Annotated in this window: 14 protein-coding genes and 1 riboswitch; of the genes, 2 read left to right on the top strand and 12 right to left on the bottom strand. The window is 44.6% G+C overall.

The window, feature by feature from the left end:
- Positions 1-111: 111 nt before the first annotated feature.
- Together lysS and greA are read right to left on the bottom strand one after the other, a co-directional pair.
- The gene (gene lysS, locus IJI01_RS13530) at positions 112-1,680 is read right to left on the bottom strand and encodes a lysine--tRNA ligase (RefSeq protein ID WP_292191466.1); all 1,569 of its coding nucleotides are present in this window, start codon (positions 1,678-1,680) and stop codon (positions 112-114) included.
- Positions 1,681-1,816: 136 nt separating this feature from the next.
- The gene (gene greA, locus IJI01_RS13525) at positions 1,817-2,302 is read right to left on the bottom strand and encodes a transcription elongation factor GreA (RefSeq protein WP_292191464.1); all 486 of its coding nucleotides are present in this window, start codon (positions 2,300-2,302) and stop codon (positions 1,817-1,819) included.
- 314 nt (positions 2,303-2,616) lie between these two features.
- Here greA and IJI01_RS13520 point away from each other — a divergent pair, with 314 nt between their 5' ends.
- Positions 2,617-4,275 carry an RsiV family protein gene (locus IJI01_RS13520; RefSeq protein ID WP_292191461.1) on the top strand — a complete coding sequence of 553 codons (1,659 nt, stop codon included), beginning with the start codon at positions 2,617-2,619 and terminating at the stop codon, positions 4,273-4,275.
- 120 nt (positions 4,276-4,395) lie between these two features.
- Here the strand turns inward: IJI01_RS13520 and dusB are convergent, their stop codons facing one another.
- The 9 genes from dusB to pfkA form a co-directional block, all read right to left on the bottom strand.
- Positions 4,396-5,373, bottom strand: coding sequence for a tRNA dihydrouridine synthase DusB (gene dusB / locus IJI01_RS13515; protein WP_292191458.1), 978 nt, complete (start codon positions 5,371-5,373; stop codon positions 4,396-4,398).
- A 40-nt stretch (positions 5,374-5,413) separates the two neighbouring features.
- Positions 5,414-5,896 (bottom strand): DUF6145 family protein, encoded by a 483-nt coding sequence (locus tag IJI01_RS13510; RefSeq protein ID WP_292191455.1) that lies wholly within the window; start codon positions 5,894-5,896, stop codon positions 5,414-5,416.
- Between the two features lie 74 nt (positions 5,897-5,970).
- On the bottom strand, positions 5,971-6,786 hold the full coding sequence (locus IJI01_RS13505; RefSeq protein ID WP_292191452.1) for a type III pantothenate kinase: 816 nt from the start codon (positions 6,784-6,786) through the stop codon (positions 5,971-5,973).
- A 73-nt stretch (positions 6,787-6,859) separates the two neighbouring features.
- Positions 6,860-7,729 (bottom strand): biotin--[acetyl-CoA-carboxylase] ligase, encoded by an 870-nt coding sequence (locus tag IJI01_RS13500; protein ID WP_292191449.1) that lies wholly within the window; start codon positions 7,727-7,729, stop codon positions 6,860-6,862.
- A 130-nt stretch (positions 7,730-7,859) separates the two neighbouring features.
- Entirely contained in the window at positions 7,860-8,855 is a 996-nt protein-coding gene (gene argF / locus IJI01_RS13495; RefSeq protein WP_292191447.1) for an ornithine carbamoyltransferase, read from the bottom strand.
- Positions 8,856-9,030: 175 nt separating this feature from the next.
- A complete protein-coding gene (locus IJI01_RS13490) occupies positions 9,031-10,146 on the bottom strand; it encodes a cell wall hydrolase (protein WP_292191444.1) in 1,116 nt (371 codons plus the stop codon).
- Between the two features lie 165 nt (positions 10,147-10,311).
- Positions 10,312-11,106 carry a pyrroline-5-carboxylate reductase gene (gene proC / locus IJI01_RS13485; protein WP_292191442.1) on the bottom strand — a complete coding sequence of 265 codons (795 nt, stop codon included), beginning with the start codon at positions 11,104-11,106 and terminating at the stop codon, positions 10,312-10,314.
- A gap of 30 nt (positions 11,107-11,136) precedes the next feature.
- Positions 11,137-11,943, bottom strand: coding sequence for a TrmH family RNA methyltransferase (locus IJI01_RS13480; RefSeq protein ID WP_292191439.1), 807 nt, complete (start codon positions 11,941-11,943; stop codon positions 11,137-11,139).
- A 281-nt stretch (positions 11,944-12,224) separates the two neighbouring features.
- The gene (gene pfkA / locus IJI01_RS13475; RefSeq protein WP_292191438.1) at positions 12,225-13,193 is read right to left on the bottom strand and encodes a 6-phosphofructokinase; all 969 of its coding nucleotides are present in this window, start codon (positions 13,191-13,193) and stop codon (positions 12,225-12,227) included.
- Between the two features lie 282 nt (positions 13,194-13,475).
- On the opposite strand from pfkA, the gene IJI01_RS13470 reads away from it, so the two are divergent.
- The gene (locus IJI01_RS13470) at positions 13,476-17,015 is read left to right on the top strand and encodes a DNA polymerase III subunit alpha (RefSeq protein WP_292191436.1); all 3,540 of its coding nucleotides are present in this window, start codon (positions 13,476-13,478) and stop codon (positions 17,013-17,015) included.
- A gap of 120 nt (positions 17,016-17,135) precedes the next feature.
- Here the strand turns inward: IJI01_RS13470 and metK are convergent, their stop codons facing one another.
- Positions 17,136-18,326: a methionine adenosyltransferase gene (gene metK, locus IJI01_RS13465; protein ID WP_292191434.1), complete on the bottom strand. Its 1,191-nt coding sequence runs from the start codon at positions 18,324-18,326 to the stop codon at positions 17,136-17,138.
- A 138-nt stretch (positions 18,327-18,464) separates the two neighbouring features.
- Positions 18,465-18,566: riboswitch (SAM riboswitch) on the bottom strand.
- Positions 18,567-18,854: the final 288 nt, after the last annotated feature.

The following is an 18,854-nucleotide window of genomic DNA, read 5'->3' as shown; positions in this document are numbered from 1 at the left end:
ATAGCTGTATATATATGGAAATAAACTCCGTAGAATCAGTAGCACTTCCGTGTGCTGTATTCCACACATTTCCACTTTTCAGCATTTATTTACATCTAAATACATCTCCTGTTACTTCTGACTCTTCAACGTTGGGAAGAGTAAAACGTCCCTTATGGTTTCACTGTCTGTTAACAGCATGCAGAGACGGTCGATACCGTAGCCGATACCACCTGTAGGAGCCATACCAATCTCGAGGGCATTGAGGAAGTCCTCATCTGTGTGCTCAGCCTCTTCGTCACCAGCTGCCGCGTTAGCATCCTGTGCTGCGAAACGCTCACGCTGGTCGATAGGATCGTTAAGCTCTGAATATGCGTTACACATCTCCCAAGTATTGATGAAGAGCTCGAAACGCTCAACCTTCTCAGGATCTGTAGGCTTCTTCTTGGTAAGAGGTGAAATTGCAAGAGGGTGATCCATGATGAATGTAGGCTGGATCAGGTTCTTCTCGCAGAACTCCTCGAAGAAGAGATTGATGATATCACCCTTAGTGTGACGATCCTCAAACTCAATGTGGTGCTCCTTGGCAAGAGCCTTAGCTTCCTCGTCAGTCTTAACTGTATCGAAGTCGATGCCTGCATACTTCTTGATAGCATCGTTCATTGTGAGACGCTCAAAAGGCTTGCCGAGGTCAATCTCGTTGTCGCCGTACTTGATGAGTGTTGTACCACACACCTTCTCAGCAAGGTAACGGAACATAGACTCTGTGAGTTCCATCATTCCTTCATAATCTGTATATGCCTGATAGAGCTCCATAAGTGTGAACTCTGGGTTGTGTCTTGTATCAACACCCTCGTTTCTGAATACACGACCGATCTCGTATACTCTCTCAAGACCACCAACGATAAGTCTCTTCAGATAAAGCTCAAGAGAGATACGAAGCTTTCTCTCCTCATCAAGAGCATTGTAATGTGTGATGAATGGTCTAGCTGCTGCTCCACCTGCGTTCTCAACGAGCATTGGAGTCTCAACCTCAAGGAAGTCTCTATCAGCAAGGAAGTTACGGATCTCACGAAGGATTGCTGATCTCTTCTTGAATGTCTCCTTAACATCCTCATTCATGATAAGGTCAACATATCTCTGTCTGTAACGAATCTCTGTATCTGTAAGTCCGTGGAACTTCTCTGGAAGTGGCATAAGTGACTTGGATAAAAGAGTCAGCTCCTTAACATGAACTGAAATCTCACCAGTCTTAGTTCTGAAAGCAAAGCCCTTAACACCGATGATATCTCCGATATCCATCTTCTTGAAATCAGCATAAGCCTCGTCTCCAAGGTCATTTCTGGAAACATAAAGCTGCATACGTCCGTCTCTGTCCTGAAGGTTAGCAAATGAAGCCTTACCCATAACACGCTTAGACATCATACGTCCAGCAAGTGAAACCACCTTCTCTGCTGGTACATCCGAAAGAGCTACTGTAATTGCCTTGCCCTCTTCATCTGTAGGAACAACAAACTCAAGAGAATCGAAGTTATCTCTGATTGTCTGTGTGTGATGTGTCTGATCGTACTTAACGATCTGGAAAGGATCTCTTCCTGCTGCCTGAAGCTCAGAAAGCTTATCTCTACGAACCTGACGAAGACGTCCAACGTCCTCTGCTGGTGCATTCTGCTGATTGTTCTGCTGATTATTCTCTGCCACTTTTCTTCCTCCGTTATAAACTACGTAAATTCTTAGTTAAAGAGCCAGCGAAATCTGTTAAATCGCTGGCCCCCTATAATTATCTTAATATAGCTAAATCAAAATGCATCTGCCATCAACTGACATTATGCCTTAATCAAACCTCTGATCTCTCGATGCTGATTACCTTGTACTTGATTGTGCCAGCCTGTGTCTCAACTGAAACAGTCTGTCCCTTCTTGGCACCGATAAGAGCCTTACCTACAGGTGACTCGTTAGAAATCTTGCCCTTAAGTGAATTAGCCTCTGATGAACCTACGATCTTGTACTCAAGTTCCTCGTCAAACTCAAGGTCCTTGATCTTAACCTTACATCCGATGCTGATCTTGTTGAGGTCAACGTCCTCTTCTACAACAACCTCAGCGTTCTTGAGTATCTTCTCGAGAGCTTCGATTCTAGCCTCGATATCTCTCTGCTCGTCCTTGGCTGCATCGTACTCAGCGTTCTCAGAAAGGTCGCCCTGTTCTCTAGCTTCCTTGATCTTCTCAGCTACTTCCTTACGCTTAACAACTTTCAGCTCATGAAGTTCATCTTCATACTTCTTGAGTCCTTCATAAGTTAAAATGTTCTTCTTTTCTTCCATTTCATAACCTACCCTTCATAATAGATTAAACCGCGCAACTGCGGGCTCTATGAGCATCTTTATTGATATATTATTTCTATAAAAAGCTATTTTAACTTTGCTATTATATAGTCTATAAAAACATCTGTCAATCACCAAAAACGCCCCTTTTGAGCTATTTTCGATACATTTATTCGTTCATGTGCTTGTGATATGCCGCTATTTCTTTACATTTTGACAATTTCGTAACACAATTAATAGCGAGTATAAAATATTTATTAATAAGAAAAAGAATCCACGCTTTCGATGATACAAGTGGATTCGGGGAGATTATTATGAGGAAAAAATTTCTATCTGCCAGCAAAAGAGCTATGGCACTTGCTTCTGCTCTTTTTATCCTGACAGCTACTGGATGCAGCTTCAGATCAGCCGATTCTGACGAGAGCCAGACACCAGACTCTTCATTGACCACAGAATCAACTGCAGAAACCAGCGCAAGCGCCGATAACACCGAAGCTTCGGCAAAAGACATTACGCTGACAACCTTCCATTTCTCATCCAAGGTTGACGGTGTAGAAAGAGCTACCGGCCAGTACACTGATATTACTTTTTCCGAGGATATCAAACAGAAATATCCAAAGCTCGTTGAAACTGTTGATGAAATGACATCTGAATGGAAAACTGATATCAGTAACGGTGTCGGCGAATATGCTTCCTGGTACGATCCTGAGTACAACGATGGCATGGATTTTAATGACGACATGGGTGTTGATATAGTCAGATTTGATGAGAGGATGTTCACTATACTTGCCGCATATTATAGCTACGCTGGCGGTGCTCATCCAAACCATTATACAAACATTTTTAATATTGACCCTGTTACAGGTGAAACTTATGAGCTCAAGGATATTCTGAAAAACCCTAATGAGTTTCCTGCAACTATCAGAGCATGGCTTAAAAAGACTTACCCAGAAACTCTTGAAGAAATTGACAGCTTCTATTTTGAAGAAAGTGATATTTTTGAGGACAAGCTTAATGATGGAACCTATGATTTCTCTGTAGATGACGCTGGACTTCACATTCTCTTTTCACCATATGAAGTTGCAAGCTACGCTACCGGTTACATCGGAGTTGATTTCTCCTATGAAGAATACCCGGACCTCGTTCAGGATGCTTTCAAGATGAACGAGCACGTTGACATGGAGAGTCGTATAGACCAGGTCGAAGGCGGCACTGCTGATGTAGAAGCCAAAGCCATTGAATCCGAAGATTATTCTAATGAATATAGTTCTATACTCATTGAGAACCCAACCTGGGATTACTACTTTAATGACTCTTGCAAGAAAGATACAGATCGCCACTACCTGACACTCACACAGACCAAAGAAAATGTTACAGACTGGCTCGACACAGACCAGTGGGCTACTGCTCATGGCATTACAGTTGCACAACCAAATTATTCTGACGAAAGCTACAACTACGAGCCCTACAATCCAGTCGAGTACAACTACATGTATAACTCGCTCTGTGTCTCATCAGCTAGTGATTACTCAATTGTAGCTGACTACGATCTCTCTTCACTCTGTAACGGTCCTGATCAAAAAGAAGGTAAGACCTCTGATTATACCGAGTATATTCGCTATGCCAAGATTGTTGATGATATCCTCTATGTGGAGATCAGCCACTGGGGCTACGCTTCAGAGGAACCTGACAACGCTTATATCGTTGCAATTGACATGAATACAGGCGAAGTTATCTTCAGATCTCAGCCACTTGTTGCTAACGGCTTCAACTTCCTCGTTGTGGACGACACAATCATCTGCGGCTATGGATTCACTTCCGAGCCTGATTTCATCTATCTCCTGGACAGATACGATGGTTCGGTAAAAGAGAAGATTCCTGTTAAATCAGCTCCTTATCAGTTCGAGCTTGTGGATGACACTCTCTACGTTGCAACCTACAACACAGAATATGAATTCAAAGTAATAAGATAACAATACAGAATATGAATTCAAAGTAACAAGATAACCAATACAGAATATGAATTTAAAGTAACAAGATAACCAAAAAAACACTATGAGCGCAGGCATTCACCCTCGTTCATAGTGTTTTTATTAGCTCAGCATTACTCTCTTACAAGCTTCTTTAAGCGAGTCCATATCGGTCATCTGATTTATCTCATTTCTGAATCTTGCGCTTCCAGGCATTCCATAGGTGTACCAGGACACGTGCTTACGCATCTCGCGGATACCGATGTACTCGCCCTTGTACTGAAGCTGCAGATCTGCATGCCTGATGACTGTATCGTAAATTTCCTGAGGAGTTGGCCTCTCGCAGGTCTCTCCTGTCTCGAAGTAGCTCTTTATCTCACGGAAAAGAAATGGATTACCCTGGGCAGCTCTGGCAACCATTACGCCATCGCACCCTGTTTCTTCAAACATGCGCTGCGCGCTTGGTCCATCCACTACGTCGCCATTTCCGATAACTGGAATCTTCAGTGCCTCTTTTACCTGCCTGATGATTGTCCAGTCGGCCTGTCCTGAATAGTACTGCTCTCTTGTTCTGCCATGAACAGCGACTGCTGCCGCTCCGCCTTCCTGGGCCGCAAGTGCACACTCTACTGCGTTCACGCTCTGCTCTGTAAAGCCTCTTCTGATCTTGACTGTGACAGGCCTATCTGAAACCTCTACTAGAGCCTTCACAATCTTCTCTATAAGCTCAGGATTCTTCATAAGAGCTGAGCCTTCACCGTTTCCAACAACCTTAGGAACAGGGCAACCCATGTTCACATCGAGGATGTCGTAGGGCCTGTCTTGTATCATCTCTACTGCCTGCTGCATTATCTCTGGTTCTGAACCAAAGAGCTGCAGCGAAACCGGGTGCTCATGCTCATGAATCTCCATGAGCATGTTGGTATTCTTGTTCTTGTAGGTGATGGCTTTGGCGCTGACCATTTCCATGCACACAAGTCCCGCGCCCATTTCTCTGCATAACAGACGAAAAGGCAGGTCTGATACACCTGCCATTGGTCCAAGTATAATATTATTGTCCAGGGTTACGTTCCCTATCTGTAACTTGCCGTAGCCTGACATAAAACCTCTTTCTAAATATCACGAAAACCAGCGATTATTCTCAGTCCTCATCCCCGAGTATATCTGCTGGATTCTCGTGCAAAACATAAATCCTGTAATAAAGTCCAAGCGCCTCGAAGAGATCCTGTCTCTTACGTCTTACTTCACTGACAAGAAGTCCGGCTGTGATCTCGTCGTAGGTGATATCCTCTTCATCTGCGTTAGTCTCGATGCTGATAGCGCCGTCCTCTTCGAATACGATTGTGAAGATTCCGCCTGCCTCCTGGGTAAAGAGAACGCTGATGATGTTCAGCTCTTTTTTGATGCTCTCAGGAATCTGCTTAAACACTGGGTTAAAGTAGTATTTCTGCTCGTAGGCATTAGCGCCACACAGAACAACTCTGCCACCTGCTGCCTGCTCGAAGACTCTTCCCTTGTTGGTCTTCTGCATTTCATCTATCTTGAAATCTTTTTCCTCTTCCGTTGTCATGTCCTTGTCACGGAATTCTTTATTGTACTGTTCTTCAAAATCCTTAGCACTCATTTCCTATTGCCCTTACTACTATATTTATTTTCACCAATACTGATACATTATACATCATCAGTATTATAACCATCTTACTCAGGCGCGTTCTGATTGTCGAACTCCTTGAGCTGTGGTTTGGTTCTGCGGTTCTTTTCATAGAGAATCTGAAGACCGCGAAGTGTGAGAATCGGATCGTATACGTCGATCTCCTTGGTCTCGTCTGCGATAAGTCTTCCAAGACCGCCGGTTGCAATAACCTTGGCATTCTCAAGTCCGGACTCTTTCTTCATCTTCTTGACGATATACTTGGTCTGTCCGATCTGTCCGTAGATGAGTCCAGCCTGCATGCTGGAGATCGTCTCTTTGGCCAAGATGCTGCCCGGGTTCTTGATCTCGATCTCAGGAAGCTTGGCTGTATCCTGCCACAATGCCTTGGCTGAGATTCTGATTCCTGGACAAACCACTCCGGTAAAAAACTCACCTTTTTCATTTATCATAATATAGGTAGTTGCGGTTCCAAAGTCAACCACTATAACAGGACCGCCATAAATCTCGTATCCTGCAACGGCGTCGACGATTAGGTCTGGGCCTACTTCCCTAGGGTTATCAAGAGCAATCTTGATTCCTGTCTTGATGCCAGGGCCAACAAGATAAGGCTTCTTGCCGATGTACTTAACAATGGCATTGACCAGAGCATGCATAACCTGAGGCACAACGCTGGCAATCATGACGCCTTCGATTTTGTCTTTTTCCACGCCATTGATATTCATAAGGGCCAGAAGCTCGATTCCGAATTCGTCGGAAGTTCTCGTTGTACCAGTTGTCATTCTAAAAGAACTGGCAAGCTTATCCCCTTTGAATACGCCAAATGTAATATTCGTATTGCCTACATCAATTACCAGAATCATATCCAAAATCCTCTATTACCAATTACAAATCAATACTCTTCTTATAGCTGGCACAGATAACCGATACTCAGCTTCAGGTGTATCCGTATAAGCCTCGCACTGAGACTTCGCCTGCATTTATCTCGTATTCGTCGCCATCCTCATCAGAAACAACAAGTGCTCCAAGCTCCGTTATTCCGTGGGCAATAGCCTCGTACTCTCCCTTAGGATCCAGCACCTTGACCAGCTTGTGCCTGTTGATGAGCCTTGCTTCGTACTGCTCCTGTAAAAGAGAAAGATCATACGAAACACAGTACTTAGTGTAGTTCTCCTCGAATCGCCTCATGGTACATGCAATGACGCTCTCTCTGGACAGCTCTACTCCTGTAGTACTGCGAATTGATCCTGCGATTTCCTTGATCTCATCAGGAAAATCCATCATGTTCACGTTTATTCCAACACCGATAACAACGTCCCTGATGGTGTTGTCACTATTCATATGGAGCTCTGTCAGTATACCACATATTTTTTTACCGGCAATGACAATGTCGTTAGGCCACTTGATCTGCGGAAAACTCTTGTATTCCGCGATGATCTCGCCCTGAATATTAACCTCTGTCGACTTGCTGAGATCAATGTCTCTTGCCTCAATGAGCGCATCTTCGATGCCTTCTGCCACAGACATTCCCGTGATCAGCGTCAGCATCGATATTCTGTCAGGTGGTGCTGATGGTCTTATCAAAAGACTCATCGCTATATTGCCATCCTGTGGAGTTTCCCAACTCCTGCCTCTTGAGCCCCTGCCCTTAATTTGGCGGTCAGCAACAACTAGAGTTCCATGAGGAGCGCCCTGCTCCCCCAGCTCTCTAGCATCATCGTTAGTCGACCCGGTCTCTTCTTTATATATGAGATTGTGTCCTGCCCATGTAGTATGTAGTTGTTCTGCGATACTCCCCTTGTTCATATTATATTTTTCTTCCCTTATGCCTTAATATTCCGTCGATTGTATTACTGTTTATTAATGTCTTAGTTCTATTGATTATTATTACACATTTATGCCTGATTTTCACACAATTTATTGCATAATTATGATATTAATTGTCCTTTTTAAGAGTAGCAAGCATTACAGCCTTGATTGTGTGCATACGATTCTCCGCTTCCTGGAAGACAATTGAACGTTCTGACTCGAAAACTTCATCAGTAACTTCCATCTCATTGAGGCCGTATTTTTCCTTGATCTCTTTGCCAATTCCTGTATTGAGATCATGGAAAGAAGGCAGACAGTGCATAAATACGCACTTATCCCCAGCATTCTTCATGATATCCATTGTAACCCTGTATGGCTCAAGGTCCTTGATACGCTCTTCCCAAACGCTGTCAGGCTCGCCCATTGATACCCAGATATCAGTGTAGATAACGTCTGCGCCCTTTGTTCCCTCGATAGGATCCTCGCAGAAGTCGATGATAGCGCCAGTCTTCTCAGCAATCTCCTTACAGGTCTCAACCAGCTCTTTTCCCGGAAAATACTTCTTGTTAGAAACAGCTGTGAAGTGCATTCCCATCTTGGCGCATACTACCATCAGGGAGTTACCTGTGTTGTAGCGCGCATCGCCCATGTATACCAGGTGGATTCCGTTGAGCTTACCGAAGTGCTCCTTAATTGTCAAAAGATCTGCCAACATCTGCGTAGGATGGAACTCGTTGGTAAGTCCGTTCCATACAGGTACTTTACTGTACTTGGCGAGCGTCTCAACAATCTCCTGCTCAAAGCCCCTGTACTCGATTCCATCGTACATGCTAGCCAGAACCCTTGCTGTATCTGCAATGCTCTCTTTTTTGCCAATCTGAGAATCAGTTGGATTTAAGTATGTTGAACCCATACCAAGATCACTTGCAGCAACTTCAAAAGAACATCTTGTTCTTGTACTTGTCTTCTCAAAAATCAGCGCAATATTCTTGCCCTTTAGCTCATCGTGAAGAATTCCGTTTTTCTTCTTCTCCTTCAGCTCTGCAGCTAAATCAACAAGATAAGAGATTTCTTCAGGTGTATAGTCCAATAGTTTCAAAAAATCACGTCCGTACAGGTTCATACTAATCCTCCTTGTTCTCATGCATTCTAATCGTGTGTAATTACATTGATAATATCACATAATTATGCATTACGCTACCTTTTATTCACTATTAATGCATATTTATGCACCAATATCTTTTGTAGACGAGAAAACAGGCCAATGGCATTGCGCCACTGGCCTGTCAAAAACTCTTTTACCAGAATACGTGTGCTCCGATTATAATACCTTCTCTACCGTTCACTCTTCTGAAATGGAGTGCACCACCAACAGTTGTCTCACCGTTGATCGCAGCCTGAGCTGCCTGGTAGTTCATATCGTAAATCTTGCCACTGTTGTATACTCTTGCTACTGTTCCGTTGAGAGCAGGAGTGAACTGACCTGAAGCATAAATAACACTGTAAATACTGTTAGGATAAGCACCACTCTTAACTCGGTTAAGAACAACTGCTCCGACAGCAACTCGACCTTCATAAGGCTGGTTACCTGCTTCGCACTGGATAAGTGCTGCAAGGAGCTTGAGCTCATCAGCATCGGCACTAACAGCTCCGCGATTTCTTGTAAGTGCAGCCTTCTTCTCGGCTTCCTCACGAATCTTGATCGCTGCGATTGTCTCGCCCTGGTCAATCTTGAACTCTGATGTTACATATTCTGACTGAACATAACCTGTTTCATCGTTATAATCTACGCTGATCCAGCCATTGCCGAGATCCTCGATCATATCGACGAATACTTTTTCCGTGAGAACTCCAAGAACCTCTGCGCTCTCATCGGCTTCTTTTCTAATATTAAGCGCACTGCTCTGACTGGTAACAATCTGCTTACCTACGTCAGATGCGAGATTAAGTGCATCCTCGTCAAAGAGAAGATAATCATCCTTGGCCCATCCGATAAGGTCTCCGGACTGTAACTTGGTCCAGCCATCTTTTCTCTCGAGAATCTTGCCACCACAGTCTTTGTACAACACGCCGACCTTGGCTGAATCCTCACTGGGCTCTTCCCTGACATTCATGGCCCTTGAAACGTTGGCCATAACTATTTTGGTCTCTGTCTCCTCCGCAGTACTCGCTGCACTACTGGAATCTGATGATTTCTCTGCGCTATTAGCAACTTGAACTTCATAAGCGTCAGCATCAATACCAAGTGGTGAAACAGGACTAATGATGTTTGAAATACCTGCAGCAACTTCACTTATTGTTTTGTTACCTCTGGCATTTACGGTTAATCCCTGGGAAATCGTAAGAACAAAGACGAGACCACAAATAATGAATAGTCTCATTACCCTTAGGGATAACGTCGCCACTTTATTCATATCTTTGCTATCCTCTGAATATTTCTATATTTAGTAATATGTCTTGCATGCAATTATTACATAATTATTGCAATATATTACTATCACGAAAACATTAAGATATTAGCAAAAAATGTTTTCTTTGTCAAATTTGAATACATTTTTGGATAAAATAATGAAACAAAATTACAGGCTTTTACTCTTGTCAATGCAGGCAGTTACTGCATCTATCACCGCTGCACGGAAGCCTTTTTCCTCAAGAACCCTTACAGCCTCGATTGTAGTACCTGCTGGTGAGCAAACCATGTCCTTGAGCTCGCCTGGGTGCTTGCCTGTCTCGAGAACCATCTTGGCACTTCCAAGAACTGACTGAGCAGCGAACTCATAGGCCTGCTTTCTAGGCATTCCACCGGCCACAGCTGCATCTGCCATAGCTTCTATGAAAAGAAATACATAAGCAGGTGAAGATCCGCTGACACCAACAACTACGTCCATCATTGATTCCGGAACTGTATAAGCCTTACCAAAGCTCTCCAGCAGCTCTTTTACGAAATGATAATCATTGTCGCTAACCAGGTCATTTCTGCAAACAGCAGAGCAGCCTTCAAGTACAAGAGCAGGAGTGTTGGGCATTACTCTTATGAGCTTAACTGGTTTCTCGAACTCTTTTGCCAGCCAGTTGATAGTCTTGCCTGCTGCAATGCTGACGATGACCTTGTTCTCATCAACGCTGTCCATGATGTCTGCGATCACAACCTTGAGGTACTGAGGCTTAACTGCCAAAAAGATAATGTCTGCTTCCTGCGCTACAGCTGCGTTTGAGCTGCGAACCTGAATGCCGTACTTGTTGGACACCTTAAGTCTTGTCTCTTCTGTCGCTGCTGTACCGATGATCTCGTTAGGTCCCATAAGTCCCTTGGCTAGAATTCCGCCAATCATGGCCTTTGCCATATTTCCAAGTCCGATAAAACCGATTGTCATTTCACTTCTCCTCCTGTATGTAGTAAAGAATTACTTGCCTCGGCGCTGTCTTGATGCCTCGAATGTAAGAATTGCAGAAGAAGTGGCAGCATTCATTGACTCCACCTCTCCCTTCATTGGAATCAAAATATATGTATCAGCCGCATCAGCTGTCTCTTTGGTAAGTCCGTTTCCTTCGTTGCCGATAAGGAAGGCTGTTGGCTGAGTATAATCGAATTCGTCATAATTCTTTTCACCCTTGAGATGAGCAGCATAAGTGTGAATGCCGTTATCCTTGAGTGTCTTCAGAACTTCTGGCACGCTCTCTACGTATATAAATGGCATTCTGAAGATAGATCCCATGGTTGATCTGATAACCTTAGGATTGTAGATGTCTGCTGAGCCCTTGCTAAGGATGATACCTGTAACGCCTGCGCCCTCGCCAGATCTGAGCATAGTTCCCACATTACCTGGATCCTGAATGTTCTCAAGAACGAGAATAAGTGGCTTAGCGCCCTCATCATCCTGATTGTAGCCCTCAAGAACCTCTTCCATTGTGTAGTGGTACTGGCTGATAACCGCAATGACGCCCTGTGGTGTCTGGGTTGCAGCCATCTTCTTCATAACTTCGTCAGATACCTCTTCTGCGCCATATCTCCAGAGAATCTCTTTATCTTCCTCGCTGGCTTTATCAAGAAAGCGTGTTGTCACATACACTTCCCTAACCTGCAGAACTGGGGCCTCGCGCAGCATCTTCATGCCTTCTATTACAAAGACATCGTCCTCACGACGAGCCTTGCTCTTTTCTATATAGTTAACGACCTGCTTAACTCTATCGTTATTAACACTTGTAATCATAAAAACCTCTATCAAATAAATCTAACTCAAGAAAATATACTATAGTATAACACACTTTGTCGGTCACACTTAAACTTTATCGCGAAGTATTCTGTATTTGACTTTGGCAAAATCTGCAGAAATGTGCAGTTCTCGGACGAGGACGATAATTCATAAGACGAAAAAAGACAGATTTGCTGACTGTTCTGAATAACATGAAAGGAAGCAAATCTGTCTTTATAAGTCTTAATGAATTACGCCGCAGACGAAAACCAGCATTTCTGCGGACTTGCCTTTATCAATTACAGGATACGAGCGATCTCGTACATGTACTCGTTGATGTTCTTCTTCATTGCAAGAGCCTCGTCGATGTCGTAATCAACAAACTGGCCGTTGCGATAGCTTACTACTCTGTTAGTCTTGCCTGCTGCAAGAATATCAGCTGCGTAGCATCCCATCATAGAAGCATATACACGATCCTTACATGTTGGGCTACCACCACGCTGCATGTATCCAAGGATAGAAGCTCTTGTCTCAAGACCTGTAGCAGCCTCAATACGGCGAGCCATTGATGTTGAATGTCCGATACCCTCAGCGTTTACGATGATGTGGTGAGTCTTACCCTTCTTACGGTTATCGATGATGTTATCGATAATTCTCTGCTCGTTGTAGTCATACTTCTCAGGAAGAAGGATGTCATCAGCGCCGTTAGCGATTGCGCACCAAAGAGCGATATATCCAGCATGACGGCCCATAACCTCTACGATACTAACTCTCTCGTGTGAAGATGAAGTATCACGAATCTTGTCGATAGCCTCCATTGCTGTGTTGATTGAAGTATCAAATCCGATTGTGTAGTCTGTACAAGCGATATCAAGATCGATTGTTCCAGGGATACCTACTGTGTTGATACCCTGCTGTGAAAGCTTCTGAGCTCCACGGTATGATCCGTCACCACCGATAACTACCATTCCATCTATACCATGCTTACGGCAGATCTCAGCGCCCTTAGCCTGACCTTCTGCTGTTGTAAACTCCATACAACGAGCTGTACCAAGGATTGTACCACCCTTCTGGATGATATCGGATACGCTACGTCTGTCCATATCAATGATCTCTTCATTGAGAAGACCCATGTATCCTTTCTTGATACCCTTAACCTTAAGTCCATTTGCAAGTGACTTACGAACAACCGCTCTGATCGCAGCGTTCATTCCAGGTGCATCACCACCACTTGTAAGTACTCCGATTGTTTTGATCTGCTTTGCCATAATTATTTCCTCGATTCCAACCTTTGAATTGAACTAATTCAATAATATATAATTTCTCATAAAAATCTAATTAAATATAATACAAAAGCCTTGAATTGACAATACTTTGTCATACTTATTTTTATATTATCGCAAGTTTTTTTAATCTGCAATGCTATCCCATGTGATTTCAATCTTTTTTAATGTTTTATCGTGCATATCTAGCCATTTATATAGTAAATTCTTTTCCCAGCATATGTGATATAATTTCTTCAATAGCTTTACGAAAAGTTTGGGGGAAACATGGGATTTACTCACTTACACGTCCACACGGAATACTCTCTTCTGGACGGTTCCAATAAGATAAAAGAATATGTGAAAAGACTTAAAGACCTGGGCATGACTGCTGGTGCTATCACAGACCACGGTGTCATGTACGGAGTTATCGATTTCTACAAGGCCTGCCAGGATGCACAGATCAATCCTATTATTGGATGCGAGGTCTACGTGGCTCCCGGCTCCCGCTTTGAAAAAGAGACCGGTATTTCCGACGATCGTTACTATCACCTGGTTCTCCTTGCCGAGAATAATGTGGGCTACGCCAACCTGTCCCATATCGTCAGCCGCGGCTTTACTGAAGGTTACTACTACAAGCCCCGTGTTGATATGGAGCTCCTTGAGCAGTACCACGAGGGTATTATCGCGCTCTCAGCCTGTCTTGCAGGCGAGATCCCCAGGAACATCGTAAAGGGAACTCCTGATAAGGCCAAAGAGGCAGCTATGCGCCTCGACAATATCTTTGGCCACGGCAATTTCTTTTTGGAGCTTCAGGATCACGGAATCCCAGAGCAGCGCATGGTTAACGCTTCTCTCATGGCTCTTTCACAGGAGCTTGATATTCCGCTGGTTGCAACCAACGACTGCCACTACACCTACGCTGACGATGCGGAGGCCCATGACCTGCTTCTTTGCATCCAGACTGGTAAAAAAGTGACAGACGAAGACCGCATGCGCTACGAAGGCGGTCAGTACTACGTTAAAAGTGAAGAGGAAATGCGTTCTCTTTTCCCATATGCACAGGAAGCCCTTGATAATACGCAGAAAATTGCGGACAGATGCCACGTTGAGATTGAGTTTGGCGTTACTAAGCTCCCACATTTCGAGGTTCCTGAAGGATACGATTCCTGGACTTACCTCAACAAGCTCTGTCTGGATGGCTTGCACGAGCGCTATCCTGACGATGATGGCACGTTAAAAGAGAAACTGGACTACGAGCTGGGCGTTATCAAGCGCATGGGCTACGTTGACTACTTCCTTATTGTTTGGGACTACATCAACTACTGCCGTGAAAATGGCATCGCTGTTGGCCCTGGAAGAGGCTCTGCTGCCGGAAGTATCGTTTCCTATTGCATGCACATCACCAATATTGATCCTATCAAGTATGATCTTCTCTTTGAGAGATTCCTGAATCCTGAGCGTGTATCCATGCCCGATATCGACGTGGACTTCGAGTACGAGAGACGTCAGGACGTTATAGATTATGTTACCGAGAAGTACGGCGCTGACAAGGTTGTGCAGATCATCACTTTTGGTACGCTTGCTGCCAAGGGTGTTATCCGCGACGTTGCCAGGGTTATGGACCTTCCCTATAGCTTTGGAGACACGATTTCCAAGATGGTTCCAACTGAGCTGAACATCACATTGGATAAGGCTCTTGAGATGAACCCTGAGCTTCGCAGCCAGTATGAGACTGACGAGACTGTTCACAAGCTCATCGACATGTGTAAGAAGCTTGAAGGCCTTCCTCGCCACACTTCAATCCACGCTGCAGGTGTAGTTATCTGTCAGGCACCGGCTGAGGACCTTGTTCCTCTGTCACGTTCTGCCGAAGGTAACATCACGACTCAGTTCACCATGACCACCATTGAAGAGCTTGGTCTTCTCAAGATGGACTTCCTGGGACTTCGCACCCTTACTGTAATTAAGGATGCTACTGAATTTGCTAATCGTTCTCTTGGCGCCAAGCCTGGAGATGCCAACTATATTAATATAGATGAGATTGATTACAATGACCCTGCGGTTCTTGCTTCTATCGGAAGCGGACACTGCGATGGTATATTCCAGCTAGAATCTGGCGGAATGCAGGGATTCATGAAGGATCTGCGCCCTCAGTCACTGGAGGACATTATCGCGGGCATTTCTCTTTACCGCCCGGGCCCAATGGACTTCATTCCCAAATACATTGCGGGTAAAAATGACGCTGGTGCCATTTCCTATCAGACACCTGAGCTGGAGCCAATCCTGAAGCCTACCTATGGCTGTATCGTTTACCAGGAGCAGGTTATGCAGATAGTTCAGCAGCTTGGTGGCTACACTCTTGGACGAGCTGACCTTGTTAGACGTGCCATGAGTAAAAAGAAACAGCATGTCATGGAGGTTGAAAGAGCTAACTTCGTAAATGGTAATGCTGAGCAGAACGTTCCGGGCTGTGCTTCCAAGGGCATTGCTCCAGATGTTGCCAATGCAATTTACGATTCCATGATGGATTTCGCCAAGTATGCGTTTAACAAGTCCCACGCTGCCTGCTACGCCGTTGTTGCGCTTCAGACTGCATGGCTTAAATACTACTATCCTGTTGAGTTTATGGCAGCTCTCATGACTTCTGTTATTGATAATCCGGGCAAGGTTTCCGGCTATATCATGAGCTGCAGGAATATGAACATAGCTCTTTTACCACCGGATATTAATGAGGGCTTTGATGGCTTCTCAGTTACAGAGATTGATGCTGCTGAGTCGGATAAGCCAATCCCTGGCGCTGTTGTGACTTCAGCTCCCGGGCGTAAAAAGGCTATCCGCTACGCTCTTACTGCTATCAAGGGCGTTGGCAGACCAGTTATCGCTTCAATCGTTCGTGAGCGTCAGCTCCACGGCAAGTTCAAGAATCTCAATGATTTCCTCATGAGAATGCAGGGCCGAGAGAACGACGTCAACAAGCGCGCTGTGGAGAACTTTATCAAGGCTGGTGCCTTTGAGTGCTTTGAGGGAACACGTAAGCAGCACATGACTATTTATTCACACATCATGGATCAGCTCCACACCACAGGCCGTAACTCCATGGCTGGCCAGATGACTCTGTTTGATTTTGCAGGAGAAGAGGACAAGAAGCAGTACGAGGTTCCACTTCCAAACGTAGGTGAATTCCCACGTGAACTTCTTTTGGAGCTTGAAAAAGAGGTGCTTGGAGTCTATGTTTCTGGACATCCACTTGAGGAATACGAGGGAATCTGGAAAAAGAAGGTAACTAACAAGACTACAGATTTCTATATAGAGGATGAAACTGGTGAGCCAAGAGTTCATGACAACGCTATTGTCACAATCGGTGGTATCATCAGCGACAAGAAGATCAAGTACACCAAGAATGACCAGATCATGGCATTCTTGACACTTGAAGATCTTGTAGGTTCCGTGGAAGTTATTGTCTTCCCCAAGACCTACGAAGCTAACGCTCCTCGCCTCTCAGATGATGCGAAGATTTTCATAGAAGGCCGCGTCTCCGTCGAGGAAGACCGTGATGCCAAGCTCATTGCTAGCAAGATCATGCTCTTTGATGAAGTACAGAAGACTGTCTGGCTCCGCTTCCCTAACAAGGAAGACTACGAAGCTAAGATTGATGCAGTGAATAAGATAATCGCAGGAAGTGATGGCCGCGACGAAGTCGCTATCTACCTCACCGACACCAAGCAGATCAAGAAGCTTGGAAAAGCTCAGACCATAAAGGCGGATAAAACAACCCTCGAAGCTCTAGAAGAGCTCTTAGGTAAAGAAAATGTTCAGGTAACATGATATAAAAACAGGCGGCTCCAGTTATGATATTTGCATACAAACCGATTTGATACGAAGTATCATCGGAGGTTTGTATGTGAATACATAACGGAGGCCGCCGTCCTATATCAGTAACCTAAATTACTGCACTGCTGCCTTAAGCTCTTCAACCTTGTTTGTCTGCTCCCAAGGAAGGTTAAGGTCGTTACGTCCGAAGTGTCCATAAGCAGCTGTCTGCTTGTAGATAGGACGACGAAGGTCGAGCATCTTGATGATACCAGCTGGACGAAGGTCGAATACCTTACGAACTGCCTCTGTAAGCTTCTCATCAGAGACCTTACCTGTTCCGAATGTATCAACAAGAACTGATGTAGGCTGTGCAACACCGATAGCATAAGAGATCTGGATCTCTGCTCTGTCAGCAAGGCCAGCTGCTACGATATTCTTAGCAACGTATCTTGCTGCATAAGCTGCAGAACGGTCAACCTTTGTGCAGTCCTTACCAGAGACAGCACCGCCGCCGTGACGAGCTGCTCCGCCGTAAGTATCAACGATGATCTTACGTCCTGTAAGACCAGCATCACCCTGAGGTCCGCCGATTACGAAACGTCCTGTAGGATTGATATAGATCTTAGTATTGTCATCAACGAGAGCCTGATCTACAACTGCATCGATAACGTACTTTCTGATATCTGCGTGGATCTGCTCCTGTGTAACCTTCTCATCGTGCTGAGTTGAGATAACGATAGCTTCAAGTCTCTTAACCTTACCGTTCTCATCATACTCAACTGAGACCTGGCTCTTACCATCTGCTCTAAGGTAAGCAAGTGTGCCATCTTTTCTAACTTCTGTAAGCTTCTTGGTAAGCTTGTGTGCAAGGCTGATAGCGTATGGCATGTACTCTTCTGTCTCGTTTGTAGCATAACCGAACATCATACCCTGGTCACCAGCACCGATAGCCTCGAGCTGCTCATCTGTCATCTGGTTCTCTCTAGCCTCAAGAGCCTTATCAACGCCCATAGCGATATCAGCTGACTGCTGATCAAGTGCTACGAGAACTGCACATGTGTTGCCATCAAAGCCCTTAGCTGAATCATCATAGCCGATCTCTTTGATTGTCTCACGAGCGATCTTAGCGTAGTCAACGTTAGCCTTTGTTGTGATCTCACCTGTGATGAGAACGAAACCTGTACATGTTGCTGTCTCGCAGGCAACACGGCTCATTGGGTCCTGTGCCATGCAGGCATCAAGGATAGCATCAGAGATGTTATCGCAGATTTTGTCTGGGTGTCCTTCTGTAACTGATTCGGATGTGAAAATAAACTTATCCATTCTTTTTTCCTTTCTTTGCGATGATAGACCTTGGTCTTATCGCACAAAAAATTCCGCTCGTTGCGTGCACAAACAAGCGGAACTGATTAACGATTCAGATCCTCTTATTGCTCGTAGAAACAACATCTAAAATGTCATCTCGTATTCCACAAGGGAATTGCACGCTCAGGTTGGCACCTTCCTAAAAGGGGTTGCCGTGGCTTCATCGATCCTATGTATCTCCACCACTCTGAATAAGAGAACAAACAAATATTAAGTTGGAAGACGGAAACTATCTTACGTATCCGATTTCCGTTATCTGATATTAAACCATAAACAAAATAAAAGCAATAGCTTTTTTGATAATATTTCTTATGAACTACCCTCACCGACTCCACGTCGGAAAGGGTTTCTGTTATGCCGCATGGCGGCATGAACCTGTAGGATGCTCTATGCATCCTGCAGAACAGGGCATGTCCACTATGCCCCTATCCCATTGGCTTACCTTTGGGAATACTTTCCTTAAGATGTTTGCAGCTCCATTTATGT

The organism is Butyrivibrio sp. (assembly GCF_017433805.1).
In the GTDB taxonomy this organism is placed as follows: domain Bacteria; phylum Bacillota; class Clostridia; order Lachnospirales; family Lachnospiraceae; genus Butyrivibrio.
Note: the sequence above shows the minus strand (reverse complement) of the source record. Positions and strands in the feature narration are given on the sequence as shown.